Source organism: Nonomuraea sp. NPDC051941 (assembly GCF_044593615.1).
On the sequence record NZ_JBIUCF010000003.1, the window covers coordinates 549366 to 563682 of the forward strand.

13 protein-coding genes are annotated in these 14317 nt (G+C 71.7%); 8 read left to right on the top strand and 5 right to left on the bottom strand.

Annotation, left to right across the window (positions count from 1 at the left end):
* Positions 1 to 6 precede the first annotated feature (6 nt).
* The 3 genes from ACIHFD_RS09115 to ACIHFD_RS09125 all read right to left on the bottom strand — a co-directional run bounded on the left by ACIHFD_RS09115 (position 7) and on the right by ACIHFD_RS09125 (position 4147).
* Positions 7 to 1827, bottom strand: a complete 1821-nt coding sequence (locus ACIHFD_RS09115) for an ABC transporter substrate-binding protein (RefSeq protein ID WP_397366263.1) — start codon at positions 1825 to 1827, stop codon at positions 7 to 9.
* Positions 1828 to 1991: 164 nt separating this feature from the next.
* Positions 1992 to 2957, bottom strand: coding sequence for a zinc-dependent alcohol dehydrogenase family protein (locus tag ACIHFD_RS09120; protein ID WP_397366300.1), 966 nt, complete (start codon positions 2955 to 2957; stop codon positions 1992 to 1994).
* 2 nt (positions 2958 to 2959) lie between these two features.
* Positions 2960 to 4147 carry a M20 family metallopeptidase gene (locus ACIHFD_RS09125; RefSeq protein WP_397366264.1) on the bottom strand — a complete coding sequence of 396 codons (1188 nt, stop codon included), beginning with the start codon at positions 4145 to 4147 and terminating at the stop codon, positions 2960 to 2962.
* A gap of 61 nt (positions 4148 to 4208) precedes the next feature.
* Between ACIHFD_RS09125 and ACIHFD_RS09130 the strand changes: the two genes are divergently transcribed.
* From ACIHFD_RS09130 to ACIHFD_RS09140, 3 genes are all read left to right on the top strand, one after another.
* On the top strand, positions 4209 to 4988 hold the full coding sequence (locus ACIHFD_RS09130) for an HAD-IIA family hydrolase (RefSeq protein ID WP_185073261.1): 780 nt from the start codon (positions 4209 to 4211) through the stop codon (positions 4986 to 4988).
* Positions 4989 to 5031: 43 nt separating this feature from the next.
* A complete protein-coding gene (locus ACIHFD_RS09135) occupies positions 5032 to 5655 on the top strand; it encodes a hypothetical protein (protein WP_397366265.1) in 624 nt (207 codons plus the stop codon).
* Between the two features lie 172 nt (positions 5656 to 5827).
* A complete protein-coding gene (locus ACIHFD_RS09140) occupies positions 5828 to 6223 on the top strand; it encodes a hypothetical protein (RefSeq protein WP_397366266.1) in 396 nt (131 codons plus the stop codon).
* On the opposite strand, the gene ACIHFD_RS09145 is transcribed toward ACIHFD_RS09140, so the two are convergent.
* Both ACIHFD_RS09145 and ACIHFD_RS09150 read right to left on the bottom strand, forming a co-directional pair.
* Complete coding sequence (locus ACIHFD_RS09145; protein WP_397366267.1) at positions 6214 to 7578, bottom strand: RNA polymerase sigma factor; 1365 nt, start codon at positions 7576 to 7578, stop codon at positions 6214 to 6216. The two genes, ACIHFD_RS09140 and ACIHFD_RS09145, sit on opposite strands and share 10 nt — an antisense overlap.
* Entirely contained in the window at positions 7575 to 7904 is a 330-nt protein-coding gene (locus ACIHFD_RS09150) for a YciI family protein (protein ID WP_185073265.1), read from the bottom strand. The genes ACIHFD_RS09145 and ACIHFD_RS09150 overlap by 4 nt, the downstream gene beginning before the upstream one ends.
* 500 nt (positions 7905 to 8404) lie before the next feature.
* On the opposite strand from ACIHFD_RS09150, the gene ACIHFD_RS09155 reads away from it, so the two are divergent.
* Genes ACIHFD_RS09155 through ACIHFD_RS09175 form a run of 5 tightly spaced genes read left to right on the top strand, consistent with a single transcriptional unit; the run spans position 8405 to position 14316 of the window.
* Positions 8405 to 9652: a sugar transferase gene (locus ACIHFD_RS09155; RefSeq protein ID WP_397366269.1), complete on the top strand. Its 1248-nt coding sequence runs from the start codon at positions 8405 to 8407 to the stop codon at positions 9650 to 9652.
* Between the two features lie 2 nt (positions 9653 to 9654).
* A complete protein-coding gene (locus ACIHFD_RS09160; protein WP_397366270.1) occupies positions 9655 to 11013 on the top strand; it encodes an O-antigen ligase family protein in 1359 nt (452 codons plus the stop codon).
* Positions 11010 to 12536 carry a lipid II flippase MurJ gene (locus ACIHFD_RS09165; RefSeq protein WP_397366271.1) on the top strand — a complete coding sequence of 509 codons (1527 nt, stop codon included), beginning with the start codon at positions 11010 to 11012 and terminating at the stop codon, positions 12534 to 12536. The genes ACIHFD_RS09160 and ACIHFD_RS09165 overlap by 4 nt, the downstream gene beginning before the upstream one ends.
* Positions 12533 to 13225, top strand: a complete 693-nt coding sequence (locus tag ACIHFD_RS09170) for a polysaccharide deacetylase family protein (RefSeq protein ID WP_355192162.1) — start codon at positions 12533 to 12535, stop codon at positions 13223 to 13225. Before ACIHFD_RS09165 ends, ACIHFD_RS09170 begins: the two co-directional genes overlap by 4 nt.
* Positions 13222 to 14316: a glycosyltransferase gene (locus tag ACIHFD_RS09175; protein ID WP_397366272.1), complete on the top strand. Its 1095-nt coding sequence runs from the start codon at positions 13222 to 13224 to the stop codon at positions 14314 to 14316. The genes ACIHFD_RS09170 and ACIHFD_RS09175 overlap by 4 nt, the downstream gene beginning before the upstream one ends.
* Position 14317 lies beyond the last annotated feature (1 nt).

Sequence of the window (14317 nt, forward strand, 5' to 3'; positions counted from 1 at the left end):
TCTTCTCTACTGCTTCGCCTTGATGAGACCCAGCTGGATCCAGACGCCGGCGTTCAGGCGGAGCAGGTCACTGTCCTGCTCCGGCCAGCCGGTGAAGCGGCTGGTGTTGGTGAACTGCGTGTTCACGTAGTCCCAGAGCTGGATCGCCGGCAGGTCCTGGTTGGCCGTCTTGGCGAGCTGCGCCATGATCGGCTTGGCCTCCTCGGGGGCGGCCGCGTTCAGCTTGGCCGTGAGCTCACCCGGGTTGACCTTGCCCACGCCCTCGACGTCGATCTCCTCCGCGCTGCCCATCCAGTTGCCGCCCTTGCCGGGCGCGCTGTGCGCGACCTTGCCGGCGACGTTGGTCCAGCCGTTGGAGGCGCCGTAGAGGCGCTGGAAGATGTCGTACGGCGCGGGGCCGAGCGCCATCAGCCAGAAGCCGACGTCGTACTTGCCGGCCGCGAGCTCCTCCAGGTAGACGGGGTAGTCGGCGACGGTCACGACCTCAGCGTCAACGCCGCCGGCGATGAGCTGGCTCTTGATGTTCTCCTCGGCGGAGATCCAGTCGGAGAACGTCGCGGGCGCGCGCATGCTGACCTTCCACGGCGAGCCGTCGGCCAGCGTCCACTTGCCGCCCGTCTTCTTCAGACCGGCCGCCTTGAACTCCTCCTCCGCCTTGGTCACGTCGTGCTTGTACGGGTTCAGACTGGCCAGCTCGGAGCCGATCCACTCCTGGGCCGGCTTCTGGTGGATGCCGGAGGTGGTCACGGCGGGCGTGCCGCCCTCGGGCGAGGCCACCTTGGTCACCTGGTCACGGTCGATCAGGTAGGCCAGGCCGCGCCGCACGTGCACGTTGTCGTACGGCTTCTTCGACTGGTTGAAGCCCATGCCGACGGCCACCGGCGAGAAGCCCCTGATGACGTTGGAGCCGGGGGCGTTCTTGATCCGGGTCATGACGTCGGAAGGCATGGCGGTGAAGCCGGCCTGGTCGAGCTTGCCCGCGCTCAGGTAGTTCCAGATCTGCTCGTTGCCGTTGTAGTTGAGGAGCTTCACCTGGGCCGGCGCGACGTTCGCGGCGTTGAAGAAGTTCTTGTTCTTGACCAGCAGCGCCTCGCCGGGGTTGACCCGCTCCAGCGTGAAGGGCCCGGCCGAGACGTCCTTCGGCGGCGCGAACGCGAGCACCTTCTGGCCGATGGCGAGGATCTCCTCACGGGCCTTGTCGGCGTCGGCGCCGGTTTCCCTGGCGGCCTTCAGCTTGTCCCAGAAGTCGGCCGGCAGCAGGCTGCTCCAGACGTGCGCGGGCACGACCCAGTTGTCCATGATGCCGCGGGCGAACTTCATGCTCGGGTTCTTCATGTCCTGGGAGACCTTGACGGTCTTCTGGTCGACCACCTGGACGTCCGACGCCACGCCCGCCGCGCCCGGCGTGACCGCGAACGCGGTGCTGCCGGTGGTGGAGGCCAGCCCGAGAGAGAGCTTGACGTCGTCGGCCGTCACCGGCTTGCCGTCGGACCACTTGGCGTTCGGCTGGATGTGGAGGGTGATCGAGGAGTTGTCGGGAGCGATCTCCCAACTGGCGGCGATACCTGGGTAGAACTGGTTCGGGTCGGTCAGGTGGTTCTTGATCCAGCCCAGCTTCATCGCGTTGTAACCCAGGAAAGAGTTGCCCTTGGGCGCCCATGGGTTGGCCGGGCCGCTCGCGTCGAGGCCGGGCTTGAGCACGTCGATCGTGGTGAAGAGCCCGCCCCCGCCGCCCGAGCCGCCGGAACTGTTGGTGGAACCACCGCTGCACGCCGCTGTCGCGGTGGCAAGGCCCAGCAACGCTACTACCGCTGCCAGTCGTTTCATTTGCCGCTCCGGGGAGATGTCGGACCTGTCGAAGATCTCTGCAGGGATTGACCGGACACTACGATCGTGCCTGATCCGCGTCAATAATCTCCAGAGGTTGTGAGGCTAATGTAACTTTCCTTCATCAGTGTGCGGAGTGGAGCTAAGCGCCGTCAAGTAAAACGTCATTCCATTACCAAGACGGCAGCCCCTCTGACCTGGTCGTTTGCCAGATCGGTGAGCGCCTGGGCGGCCTGCCCGAACGGGTAGAGGCTCGTCGTCACGCGTGGCGGGTGTGCCAGCGCCAGCTCCAGATAGGCACGCCCATCGGCCCTGGTGTTGGCCGTGACGCTGCGGAGTGTGCGCTCCTGGAAGAGGTGCCTGTCGTAGTTCAGGACGGGCACGTCCGTCAGGTGGATGCCGGCGATGGCCAGCGTGCCGCCACGGTCGAGCGCTTCGAGCGCTGCTGGAACCAGAGTACCTACCGGCGCAAATAGGATGGCCGCGTCCAGCGGCTCCGGCGGTTCGTCCCCGGCGGAGGCGGCTCCCAGCTCCAGCGCGAGGGCCCTGGAAGCCGCGGATCTGGTCACCGCGTGCACCACCGCGCTCTGGGCGATGGCGGCCTGCGCGGTCAGGTGCGCCGAGGCGCCGAACCCGTAGATCCCCAGCCGCCCGCCCGGCGGCAGGTCGCAGCGCAGCAGCGCCCGGTAGCCGATGATCCCGGCGCACAGCAGCGGCGCCAGCCGCTCGGCGGGCACGTCGGCGGGCAGCGGATAGACGTAGTCGCGGGGTGCGGTGAGGTATTCGGCGTAACCGCCGTCGGCGTCCCACCCCGTGTAGGCCGAGGAGGGGCAGAGGTTCTCCGTGCCCCTCAGGCAGTATTTGCACGCGCCGCAGGTCGAGCGCAGCCAGGCCACGCCCACCCGCTCGCCCGTGCCCTCGACGCGTCCGACGACCTGGTGACCGGGCGTGGTACGCGGCCGGCGCGGCAGGAGGTCGCCCTCCGCCAGGTGCAGGTCGGTACGGCACACGCCGCACGCCTCGACCCGTACCAGCACCTCGCCCGGGCCCGGCTCGGGCACGTCCCGCTCGACCGGCTCCAGCGGCCGCGTCGCCATCGGCCCCGGCTCGGCCACGACCCACGCCCGCATGGTCACGACAGCCTGGCGTGCGCGAGCGTGGCGTAGAGCGCGGCGCCGTCGGACAGGACGGCGTCGTCGAAGACCGCCTCGGGGGAGTGGTTGTAGGGCGCCGTGGCCGGGTCACGGTCCGCCGGGCAGGCCCCAAGGAACACGAACGCGCCCGGCACCTCCTCCAGCACGTACGAGAAGTCCTCGGAGCCCATCACGGGCTGCGGCGACACGAAATACCGCCCCGGGCCGAACAGCTCGTCGGCCGTCCTGCCCACGAACGCCGCCTCGCCGTCGTCGTTCACCGTCACCGGATAGCCCATCCCGAACGACGCCTCGACCTCCAGCCCGTGCGCCGCCGCGATGCCCTGCACGACCTCCACCAGCCTGCGCTTGACCTTCGTCCGGTTGTCCTTGCTGAACGTGCGCACCGTGGCCTCGAACCTGGCCTCGTCGGGGATCACGTTGTCCGCCGACCCGCCGTGGAAGCTGCCCACCGTCACCACGACCGGGTCGAACACGTCGAACCCCTTGGTCACCATGGTCTGCAGCGCCGTCACCATCTCGCAGCCCGCCGCGATCGGGTCCAGCGCCCGGTGCGGGCTGGAGCCGTGCCCGCCGCGCCCCTTGACCGTCACGAGGAACGTGTCCGCCGCCGCCATGATCGGCCCCGGCCGCGACGCGAACAGCCCCGGCGGCAACATCGCCGACACCACGTGCATCCCGTACGCCGCCACGGGCCGCGCGCCCGCCGCGTCCAGCACACCCTCGGCGATCATGTGCTTGGCGCCCTCGTAACCCTCCTCGCCCGGCTGGAACATGAAGATGACGTCACCGGCCAGCTCCTCCCGCCGCGCGCTCAGCAGCCGCGCCGCCCCCGCCAGCATCGCGGTGTGCAGGTCGTGGCCGCACGCGTGCATCTGGCCGGGGAGCTGGGAGACGTACGGCAGGTCGTTCTTCTCGGCCACGGGAAGCGCGTCCATGTCCCCGCGCAGCAGCACCGCCGGGCCCGGCCTGCCGCCCCTCAGCACGGCGGTGACGGAGCTGAGCGAGGTGCCCGTCTTCACCTCCAGCGGCAGCCCGTCCAACGCGGCCAGGACCTTCTCCTGCGTGCGCGGCAGGTGCAGGCCGAGCTCCGGGGTGGTGTGCAACGAGTGCCTGAGCTGGATGAGTTCGTCCCGCATGTCACGGGCGGATTCAGTGAAGGACATGAAGAACATTGTTCATCCACCGGGCAGGAAGTCGATAAGGCGCGCTCGGTACGATGTGCGTGTGACTCAGCGTAAACGGATCGACTCCTGGTTGTCCGACATGGACGGCGTTCTCGTCCACGAGGGTCGTCCGATCCCCGGTGCGGACGAATTCATCAAGCGGCTCAGAGAGTCGGACAAGAAGTTCAGGGTGCTGACGAACAACTCGATCTACACCCAGCGCGACCTGTCGGCGCGCCTGGCCGGGGCGGGCCTCGAGGTGCCCCCCGAGTCCATCTGGACCTCCGCGCTGGCCACCGCCCAGTTCCTCGACGACCAGCGCGCTGGCGGCTCGGCGTACGTCATCGGCGAGGCGGGCCTGACCACGGCGCTGCACGAGGTCGGCTACGTGCTCACCGACCTCGACCCCGACTACGTCGTGCTCGGCGAGACCCGCACTTACAGCTTCACGCAGATCACCCGGGCCATCCGCCTCATCGAGGGCGGCGCCCGCTTCATCGCCACCAACCCCGACCCCATCGGCCCCTCCACCGAGGGCTCCCTGCCGGCCTGCGGCGCCGTGGCCGCCCTCATCACCAAGGCCACCGGCGTCGCCCCCTACTTCGTCGGCAAGCCCAACCCCCGCATGATGCGCAGCGCCCTCAACGAGATCGAGGGCCACAGCGAGACGACCGCCATGATCGGCGACCGCATGGACACCGACATCGTGTCGGGCATGGAGGCGGGCCTGTTCACGATCCTGGTCCTCACGGGCGTGACCCAGCGCGACGAGATCGACCGCTTCCCCTACCGTCCCTCGCTGGTGGTCGACTCGGTCGCCGACCTCATCGACCTCATCTGAACCTGACCCGTTCTGACAGGTACGGGTGGCACCCTTGGACGTCATGACCCGCGTTTACCTGGAGATCGGCCCGAAGAAGGTGTTCGCCTGCTCGCTCGACTGGCCCGGCTGGTGCCGGGTCGCCAAGGGCGAGGAGGCGGCCCTCGACCTGCTCATGGAGTACGTCCCCCGGTACGGCGCGGTGGCCGCCTGGGCCGGGCTGGACTTCTCGCCGGGTGACCCGGTGGTCGTGGCCCGCGTCCCGGGCGGCGACATCACGGACTTCGGCGCCCCGTACTCCGTGCCCGACCTGGACCAGGAGCCCGTGCCGGAGTCCGAGGCGGCCCGCGGCGTGGCCCTCCTCCGTGCGGCCTGGGCCCTGTTCGACGAGACCGCCGCCACCTCGCCCGAGGACCTGCGCAAGGGCCCGCGCGGAGGCGGCCGCGACCTGTCGGGGGTGGTCAGGCACGTGGAGGAGGCCGAGCGCGCCTTCGCCAGGAAGGTGGACGTGCGGCACAAGCCGTACAAGGAGCCCGGGGACCGGGTCGCGATGCGGGCGGAGTTGGCCGACGTGCTGTCCCGAGCCTGGGAGCCGCCCCAGACGACCGGCTGGCCGCCCCGCTACGCGCTGCGCCGCATCGCCTGGCACGTCATCGACCACCTCTGGGAGATCGAGGACCGCCGCTGACGCCCTTGCCGGGCGGCAGGGCAAAGAATCGGCCCCGATTTCTTCGAGGTCTGGCCAAAATCACTCACCGGCTGCAACCATGTGGTGACCAAACGCGGTCGTCATCGGGGCGGTCGCACCATCAGCGAGCGCAAAGGTAAAACCCGTGGACGTACAGGCGGAGATTCGCGACTTGAAGCTCCGTGTCGATGGGCTCGAGGCGTGCGACCGGCTCGGCGAGGCCACGCCGGGGGGCGGCGGGGAGCGGGACCTGCTCCGTGAGATCAACGACCGCGCCAAGCGCCTGGAGACGCAGCTCGCGGCCATGAAGGCCGAGACGTCGATGGCCCGCACCGAGACGATCGAGCAGTTCGCGGCCGTCGACGTCGAGATCGCGGCCATCCGGCGGGAGATCAACGCCTACCGCGCCACGCCCGCCGGGGGCGACGAGGACTACATCCCGACGCTGATCGCCGACCAGTTCGCGAGCGTCCGGGCCGAGATCGCGCAGGAGTTCGACGCCATGCGGTCCGAGCTGCTCGATCTGGGCATCAAGCTCGATCGCCTGCTCAAGAACGACTACATGTGACGGCCGGCCGGGCCGGAGCGACGTCTCGGGTGCGGGTCCCCGATTTGCTGACCGGGCGCGGGGTTCGTGAGGTCGTCGGCGCGTTCCAGGAGGGCGCGCCGTTCGGCTCCCGGGCCGAGGAGGGCGGCCGCCTGGCGGAACAGCGCGGCGGCGTGGTCGCGGTGGCCGAGGCGGGCCGTGAGGTCGGCCTGCGCGGCGACGGCGAGCGGGTAGTCCTTCAGCGCGCCGGTGGCGAGCACCTGGTCGATCAGCGCCAGCCCGGTCGCCGGGCCGTGCGCGTAGCCGTGGGCCACGGCGCGGTTGAGGGCGATCACCGGTGAGGGGTGGATCTCCACGAGCTCGTCGTACCAGCGGGCGACGGCCCGCCAGTCCGTCGCGCCGGAGTCCGGCGCGGTCGCGTGACAGGCGGCGATGCGGGCCTGCAGGACGTAGGGGCCGTCGGCCGGCGCCGCCGCCAGCGTCTCCAGCCCTTCGCGGATCGCCGCGCGGTCCCAGCGGGTGCGGTCCTGCTTGTCGAGCGTGAGCAGGTTGGCCCGCCCGTCGCGGCGGGCCTCGCGCCGGGAGTGCTGGAACAGGAACAGCGCCAGCAGGCCGGCGACCTCGGGCTGGTCCGGGAGCAGCCGGTGGAGCAGGCGGGCCAGCCGGACCGCCTCGTCGGCGAAGCCCGGCTCGCCGTCGGGGTCGTAGCCGCGGGTGAAGAGCACGTACAGGACCGCCAGCACGCCGGGCAGGCGCTCGGCCAGCGCCGGGCCGCTCGGGACGAGGTACGGGATGCGCGCGTCCGCGATCTTCGTCTTGGCCCGGGTCAGCCGCCGCGTCATGGTCGCGTGGGGGACGAGGAACGCCCGCGCGATGTCGGCGGTCGGCACCCCGCAGACGGTTCGCAGCGTGAGCGCCACCCGTGACTCCAGGGCCAGCGCGGGGTGGCAGCAGGTGAAGATCAGCCGCAGGCGGTCGTCCACGACCTCCTCCTCCGGGTCGTCCGTGGCCGGGGCGGTGAGCGTGAGCTCCGCCAACTCGTGGAGCTTGCGGCGCTCGACGGACGCGCGGCGCAGCACGTCGGTGGCGCGGTTGCGGGCGACGGTCATCAGCCAGCCGCCGGGGTTGTCCGGCACGCCGTCCCGCGGCCACCTCTCCAGGGCCTGCGCGAGCGCCTCCTGGGCGCTGTCCTCGGCGAGCGTCCAGTCGCCGGTGACGCGGATCAGGGTGGCGACGATCCTGGTGTAGGAGTCCGCACCCACCGTCGCGACAGCCTCCGCGACGGTCCGCGCGCCGATTCCTTCGTCGGGCTCCGCGCCGGTCCCCGCGGCGGGCTGTGCCGCCGCGGGGGGCCGTGCCGGGCGTCCCCTCGTCACTGGCCGGCGAACGGCCGCAGCTCCAGCCGCCCGTACCGGGCCATCGGGTGCGCCCGCGCCACCTCGATCGCCTCGTCGAGATGGGCGCACTCGAGGATGTCGTAGCCCACGATCACCTCCCGGGTCTCGGCGAACGGCCCGTCGGAGACCAGCAGCTCGCCGTTGCGGACCCGGACCGTCGTGGCGGCCGACACCGGCCCCAGCTCGTTGCCGTCCAGCCGCCGGCCGCGGCCGTCGTTGTCGGCCACCCACTTCTCGATGTCCTCACTGCCGGTCGAGTCCGTGTCCGGTTCGGCGTCGGTGCAGACGAACATCATGTACTTCATCGATCGCTCCTTGCGTGTCGTGCTGTCACCAGCATGACGAACGGGCTTCCCGGATCCGGACACCCTCCGGAACATCCCTCTCAATCCGGACCCTCTGCCCAAAGCTGACCTTAAACCCGGTAACCACCTCCATATCGCCAACGCTGGACCAATGAAAACTTGCGCGACAACAAGGACTCCAAGCCCGTGACGTTCTCGATTTCCGCGAGGCGCGCGGCTACGCTCAAGGCTTCGTTGGGCGATTGTTCGCGTATTCCGTAGGAAAAACCTTGCTACGGAAATATGGGGTGGCAAATTGCCTGAAGGGGGACTATTAGCTTTTTGGGGGGATTAGATCGACAGTTTCACTGTCGATCCAGTCAAACTAGTTTATTACCGGAGAAGTAGTGGCTGTTAGTGTTGGGGGCCACCGCTGGGTCAGGCGGTGGGGAGGGCGGCAGAGGTCAGGGCTCTGGAGGGCTGTCCAGCCACTTGGCCTGATCTGTATCGATCTGATCTGTATGGCGTTCGCCGCGGCCAACGCCGGCCAGGCCGTGCCGCGCATCGCGCTGGCGGGAATCCTGGTCGTCGTGGTCGGCGGCCTCGGCCACGTGTACGCGCCGCGTGTCCTGCCCTCCAGCCTGGACCGGGGCTTCTGGCTCGCCGGGGCTGGACTCGTGGGCGCGCTCATCGCGTTCCGGGAGACGGCATCGCTCATCGTGGTCGCCCTGGTCGCGGTGCTCTTCACCTTTCTCGCCGTGTGCGGCAGAAGCGTCCTGTATTTCCTGGTCCGCCGGGCACGCCGGCGCGGCAGGGCCGCGCCCACCCTGGTGGTCGGCGCGGGGCCGCACGGTCACGGGCTGGCGCGCAACCTGCTCGCCTACCCCGAGCACGGCCTGCTCCCGCTGGGCTTCCTGGACGAGACGCCCGGCGAGGACCCGTGCGTCCCGGTGCTCGGCGGGCCCGGCGACGTCGTCCGCGTCGTCCAGGCCCACGGGGTGCGCGCGGTGGTCATCGCCGGGGTCATCGCCGGGCAGGGCCAGCAGTCGATCGCGAGAACGGCGCGGTCGCTCGGCTGCGACGTCTACCTCGCGCCCGACCTGGGCGAGCTCATCATCGACTTCGTGACGCTGCGCGAGCACGTACGCAGCTTCCCGCTCGTGCGGATGCGCCCGGAGGCGCAGCGCGGCCTCGCCTGGCCGCTGAAGCGGGCCCTGGACATCGCGGTCGCGCTGACCGGACTCATCGTCAGCGCGCCGATCCTCGCGCTCTGCGCGGCGCTGATCCGGCTGGAGACCGGCCCCGGGGTGCTGTTCCGGCAGCGGCGCGTGGGCTACCGGGACGAGCCGCTCGAACTGATCAAGCTCCGGACGCTGAAGCCCACCGACGCGCTCGAGTCCGAGACCCTGTGGAGCATCGCCCACGACAGCCGGATCGGGCCGGTGGGCCGGCTGCTGCGCAAGGCCTCCTTCGACGAGCTTCCCCAGCTCTGGAACGTTCTCAGGGGGGACATGAGCATCGTCGGCCCGCGGCCCGAACGCCCGCACTTCGTCAAGAAGTTCTCCAGGACGATCCCGGGTTACGGCCTGCGCCACCGGATGCCGGTCGGCATCACCGGTTGGGCCCAGATCCACGGGCTGCGCGGTGACACCTCGATCGAGGACCGCGTCCGGTTCGACAACCACTACATCGACGGGTGGACCCTCCGGGCGGATCTCAAGATCATGCTGCAGACGGTCTGGTCCCTGCTGCGGCCGGGCGGGGGCTAGGCATGCGCGCTCTCTGCCGGCGGCCCAGCCTGGCGGCCGCCGCCACCGTGCTCCTGACCTGCCTGCCGGCGGGCCGCCAGGACCTGTCCTCCGGCGTCCAGGTCACGGCCGCCGACGTGGCCTCGCTGGTGCTGGTCGCCATCGCGGTGACCGTCGCGCTCGCGAACCGGCTGACACGCCCGCTGTCCGCCCGCGACCTGGCGCCTGCCGGTGCCGCGCTGCCTGCTCGTGCCGTGGCCGCCGCCTCCGCCGTGGTGCCCGCACGTGCCTTGGTGCTCGCTCCGGTCGCGGGCGCGGCCGGGATCGCGATGCTGGCCTCTCCCGACGTCCTGACGAGCATGCCGGGCTACGTCCGGTATCTCCAGGTGTTCGTGCTGGTCCCGCTGGCCGTCCTGGTGGCGGTCCGGGACCGTACCGACACCCTGATCGTGGGCGGGGCGCTGGTCGGGACGGCCGCCCTGCAGGGCCTGATCGGCTGCGTCCAGGCGGTCACCGGCACCGGCGCGTCGTACGCGGGGGAGCGGGTACGGGCCGTCGGCACCTTCGGCGCGCTCGACATCATGGGCATGGCGAGCGTGGTCAGCTACGGCGTGCTCGTCCTGCTGGCGGCGGGCCTGGCCTGGCGCGGCGGGCGCCGGGCCGCCGCGCTCGGCGGCGCCGCCCTGCTCTGCGTGCCGCTCGCCCTGTCGCTCAGCCGCGGCGCCTGGCTCGCCCTGCTGGGCGCGTCGCTGGTCGTGCTCCTCGTGCACAGCCGGGCGCTGGTGGCCAGGGTGATCCTGCTCGGAGCCGCGGCGGCGACCGCGCTGGTCCTCGGCCCGGGCGCGGGCTCGGACCCGGACCTGCTGGGGCGGCGGCTGGCCTCCATCACCTCCGTCGTCTCCCAGCCCGACCAGTCGGTGAGCGACCGCTACAGCCTGTGGCTCACCGCCACGAGGATCTGGCTGGACCACCCGCTGACAGGGGCCGGGCCGCGCAGGTTCGCGGAGCTGCGCGACGCCTACGCGCCGATCGAGCTGTCGTCCGGCAGCGACACCGACGACCCGGTCAACGGCTTCCAGCGCATGCCGCTGCTCTCCCCGCACAACATGTACCTGCTGACGCTCAGCGAGCAGGGCCTGCTCGGGCTGGCCGCGCTGGGCGCGTGCCTGGGGTCCATGGCCTGGTGGGCCGTGCGGGCGGCGGTGCCGGCCGCGGCCGGGCTGCTGGCCTGGCAGGGCATCGACTTCCTCTACGGCGACGTCGGCGGACCTTCGACCGTGGTCATGTCCGTCGTCCTGGGGCTGGTCCTGTCGCTCGTCGCCCGGCCTCCGGCGACGGGATGGGCCGGCGAGGCCCCGGTCGCGCTGGGCGTGGCGCGATGACCACGTCCACATCACCGGCCACCTCGCCCATGGCGCGGGCCGTCGGCGTCACCATCCTGCTGACCGGGCTGGGCTCGCTGCTCGGCTTCGTCCGCGACCTGCTGCTGGGCCGGTTCTTCGGCGCCGACGCCGGCACCGACGCGTTCCTCGTCGCCTGGACGATCCCGGAGACCGCCGCTCCCCTGCTGATCGAGGGGGCGATGGCGTTCGTGCTGGTCCCGCTGTTCAGCCGGGCGATGGAGGCGGGCGAGGACCTGAGGGGCCTGGCGTCGTCGACGCTGCCGTACCTGTGCCTCGGGCTGCTGGCGTTGACCGCGCTGACCGTCGCGGGGGCGCCTTGGCTGGTCGAGGTGCTCGCCCCGGGCATCCGGCGGGCCGACCTCGCCGTGGACTGCATGCGGGTGGCGTCGGTGACGATCCTGACGTTCGGGCTGGCCGGGTACCTGAGCGCGGCGTTGCGGGCGCACCAGTCGTTCGCGCCGCCGGCGGCCATCTACGTGGCCTACAACCTGGGGATCGTCACCTGCGTGTGGGCCCTGCGCGACCAGGGCGCGTACGCGGCCGCGATCGGGGTGGCCGCGGGCGGGGCGGGGATGGTGCTGGCCCAGGTCCCGGCGTTCGTGCGGCGCTTCGGGGTGCCCCTGTGGCCCACGCGCGGCGTGGCGCTGCCGATGATCGCCTTCCTGCCGGTCGCGGTCTTCACGCTCGTCCGCCAGAGCCAGGTCTTCGTCGAGAGGTTCGTCGGCTCGAAACTCGCCGAAGGGTCGATCTCGCACCTCAACTACGCGCAGAAGATCGCCCAGGTGCCGATGGTCCTGTCGCTGATCGTGGCGACCGTGACCTTCCCGCAGCTCGCCCGCGCGCTCGCCGCGGGCGAGACCGCGCGGGCACGGCGCAGGCTCGCCGACGACCTGGTCAGCGCCTCGGCGATCGTGCTGGCCGCCACCGCGGCGCTGCTCGTCTGCGCCACGGACGTCGTGGCCCTCCTGCTGCAGTACGGCGCGTTCACCGAGGCCGACACCGCCGCCACCGCGCGGATCATGCGGGTGTACGCGCTGGGGCTGCTCGGCCAGGCGGTGGTCGGGGTCGTCTGCCGCGTCTACTTCTGCGGCGCCCGCGGGTCCTGGTACCCGGCCTTCGCGATGGGCGCGGGGCTGGCCGCGACGGTCGTGCTGGCCCGCCCGGAGTGGGGCGTGACGGGGATCGCCGCGGCGAACGCGGCCGGGATCTCGCTGACCGCCGCGCTGCTGCTCGCGGGACTGCGACGGCAGGCCCTCGCGCTGCCCGCCCACACGGCGCTGGTCCCGATCAGCGGCCTGCTGCTGGCCACCGCGGCCGCCGTCGGAGCGGGGTGGGGCGCGCGGACGCTGCTGGCGGGCCTGCCGCCGCCGATCGCCCTGGCTTCGACCGGCGCCGCGATCGCCGTCACCTTCTCCGCTGTCGCGGCCCTCTCGGGGGCCACGGCCACGCTCACCGACACCACCAAGATCACCCACTTGATCAGGATGCGAGGTCGCTCATGACCGCGATGCCGCTGGTGCTCATGTACCACTCCGTGGACAAATACGACAGCGACCCGCTTCACGTCACGGTCTCGCCCGACCGCTTCGCCCGGCAGATGCGCTGGCTCGCCCGGCGCGGCCTGAGCGGGGTCTCGATGCTCGAGCTCACGCGCGCCCGGAGCACGCGCGGCCTGGTCGGGCTCACCTTCGACGACGGGTACGGCGACTTCCTCAGCGAGGTCGTCCCCGTCCTGCGCAAGTACGGCTTCACGGCCACGGTCTTCGTGGTCACCGGCCTGATCGGCGAGCACAACGCCTGGGACGCCGGCTCCCCGCGCAAGCGGCTCATGGACACCGAGGGCCTGCGCTGGGCCGCGCGGCAGGGCATGGAGATCGGCTCGCACTCGGCCGGGCACTACTCGCTGTCCGGGCTGCGCGACGACGAGCTCCACCAGGAGGTGGCCGGCAGCAAGGCGGCGCTGGAGGACCTGCTGGGCCGCCAGGTGAGCGGGTTCTGCTACCCGTACGGGCACGTCAACGCCCGCGAGCTGGCCGCCGTCCGCGAGACGGGCTACTCCTACGCCTGCGCCATCTGGAAGTCCGAGCTCACCGGCCCGTACGCGCTGCCGCGCACGTACGTGGGCGAGCGGGACGGCGCGCTGCGGCTGCACGCCAAGCGGGCACGGCACCGGGTCCGGTGGGGCTGGTGAAGGTCCTGCACGTCATCACCGGTTTGGCCGCGGGCGGCGCGGAGCAGCAGCTGCGGGCCCTGCTGCCGTACCTGCGGGCCCGGTGCGAGGTCGCGGTGCTCACCGGGCACGGGGTGGTCGCGGAGGCCATCGAGGGCTCCGGCGTGCCCGTCCACCACGTCGGCATGCGCGGCAACAGGGACCTGCGCGCCGTCGGGCGGCTGGCCCGGCTCATGCGCGGGCGCCGCTACGACGTGGTGCACACCCATCTGTACCGCGCCTGCGTGTACGGCCGGCTGGCGGCGCGGCTGGCGAACGTGCCGGCGATCGTGGCGACCGAGCATTCGATCGGGCACGAGCACGTGGAGGGACGCCGCCTGACCCGCTCGATCAGGGCGCTGTACCTGGCCAGCGAGCTGCTCGGGCACCTGACCGTGGCCGTCTCGCCGACGGTGGCCGACCGGCTGTCGAGGTGGGGCGTCCCCCGCTCGCGCATCGCGGTGGTCCCGAATGGCGTCGACGGCGAGGCCTTCGGCTTCGACGCAGCCCTGCGCCGGCGCACCCGGGAGCGGCTCGGCCTGCCCGAGAACGCGTTCGTGATCGGCGGCGTCGGCCGCCTGGAGCCGAGCAAGCGCTTCGACACGCTGATCAGGGCGCTGCCGCCGCTCGAACACGCCGTCCTGCTCCTGGTCGGCTCCGGCTCCTGCGAGCCGCGGCTGCGGGAGCTGGCCCGCGAGGCAGGGGCCGAGGACAGGGTGATCTTCGCGGGGGAGTCGCCCGACGTGGGGGCCCTGATGATGGCGATGGACGTGCTGGCCGCGCCCTCCGTCGAGGAGACGTTCGGCGTGGCCGTCGTCGAGGCGCTCGCGTCCGGCCTGCCCGTCCTGTACGACGCCTGCCCGGCCGTCGAGGACCTGCCACCCGGCTCGGCCCCGGGAGCACGGCGTGTCGAGCCGCACCGGCTCGCCGCGGAGCTGTCCGGCCTCGCCGCCCGCCCGCCCCTCAGGCTGCCCCCGCCCGATGCCGTCCGGCTCTACGACGTCCGCCGCCAGGCGGACCAGCTGGACCGGCTCTACCTGCGCCTGCTGGGCGCCGAACCCACCGAGGAGTGAC

Excerpts from the sequence above, each read along its gene's own strand:
- ACIHFD_RS09170 (WP_355192162.1), top strand. The coding sequence starts at position 12,533 with ATGACCGCGATGCCGCTGGTGCTCATGTACCACTCCGTGGACAAATAC.
- ACIHFD_RS09150 (WP_185073265.1), bottom strand. The coding sequence starts at position 7,904 with ATGAAGTACATGATGTTCGTCTGCACCGACGCCGAACCGGACACGGAC.
- ACIHFD_RS09160 (WP_397366270.1), top strand. The coding sequence starts at position 9,655 with ATGCGCGCTCTCTGCCGGCGGCCCAGCCTGGCGGCCGCCGCCACCGTG.
- ACIHFD_RS09165 (WP_397366271.1), top strand. The coding sequence starts at position 11,010 with ATGACCACGTCCACATCACCGGCCACCTCGCCCATGGCGCGGGCCGTC.
- ACIHFD_RS09155 (WP_397366269.1), top strand. The coding sequence starts at position 8,405 with ATGGCGTTCGCCGCGGCCAACGCCGGCCAGGCCGTGCCGCGCATCGCG.
- ACIHFD_RS09135 (WP_397366265.1), top strand. The coding sequence starts at position 5,032 with ATGACCCGCGTTTACCTGGAGATCGGCCCGAAGAAGGTGTTCGCCTGC.
- ACIHFD_RS09125 (WP_397366264.1), bottom strand. The coding sequence starts at position 4,147 with ATGTCCTTCACTGAATCCGCCCGTGACATGCGGGACGAACTCATCCAG.
- ACIHFD_RS09120 (WP_397366300.1), bottom strand. The coding sequence starts at position 2,957 with ATGCGGGCGTGGGTCGTGGCCGAGCCGGGGCCGATGGCGACGCGGCCG.
- ACIHFD_RS09115 (WP_397366263.1), bottom strand. The coding sequence starts at position 1,827 with ATGAAACGACTGGCAGCGGTAGTAGCGTTGCTGGGCCTTGCCACCGCG.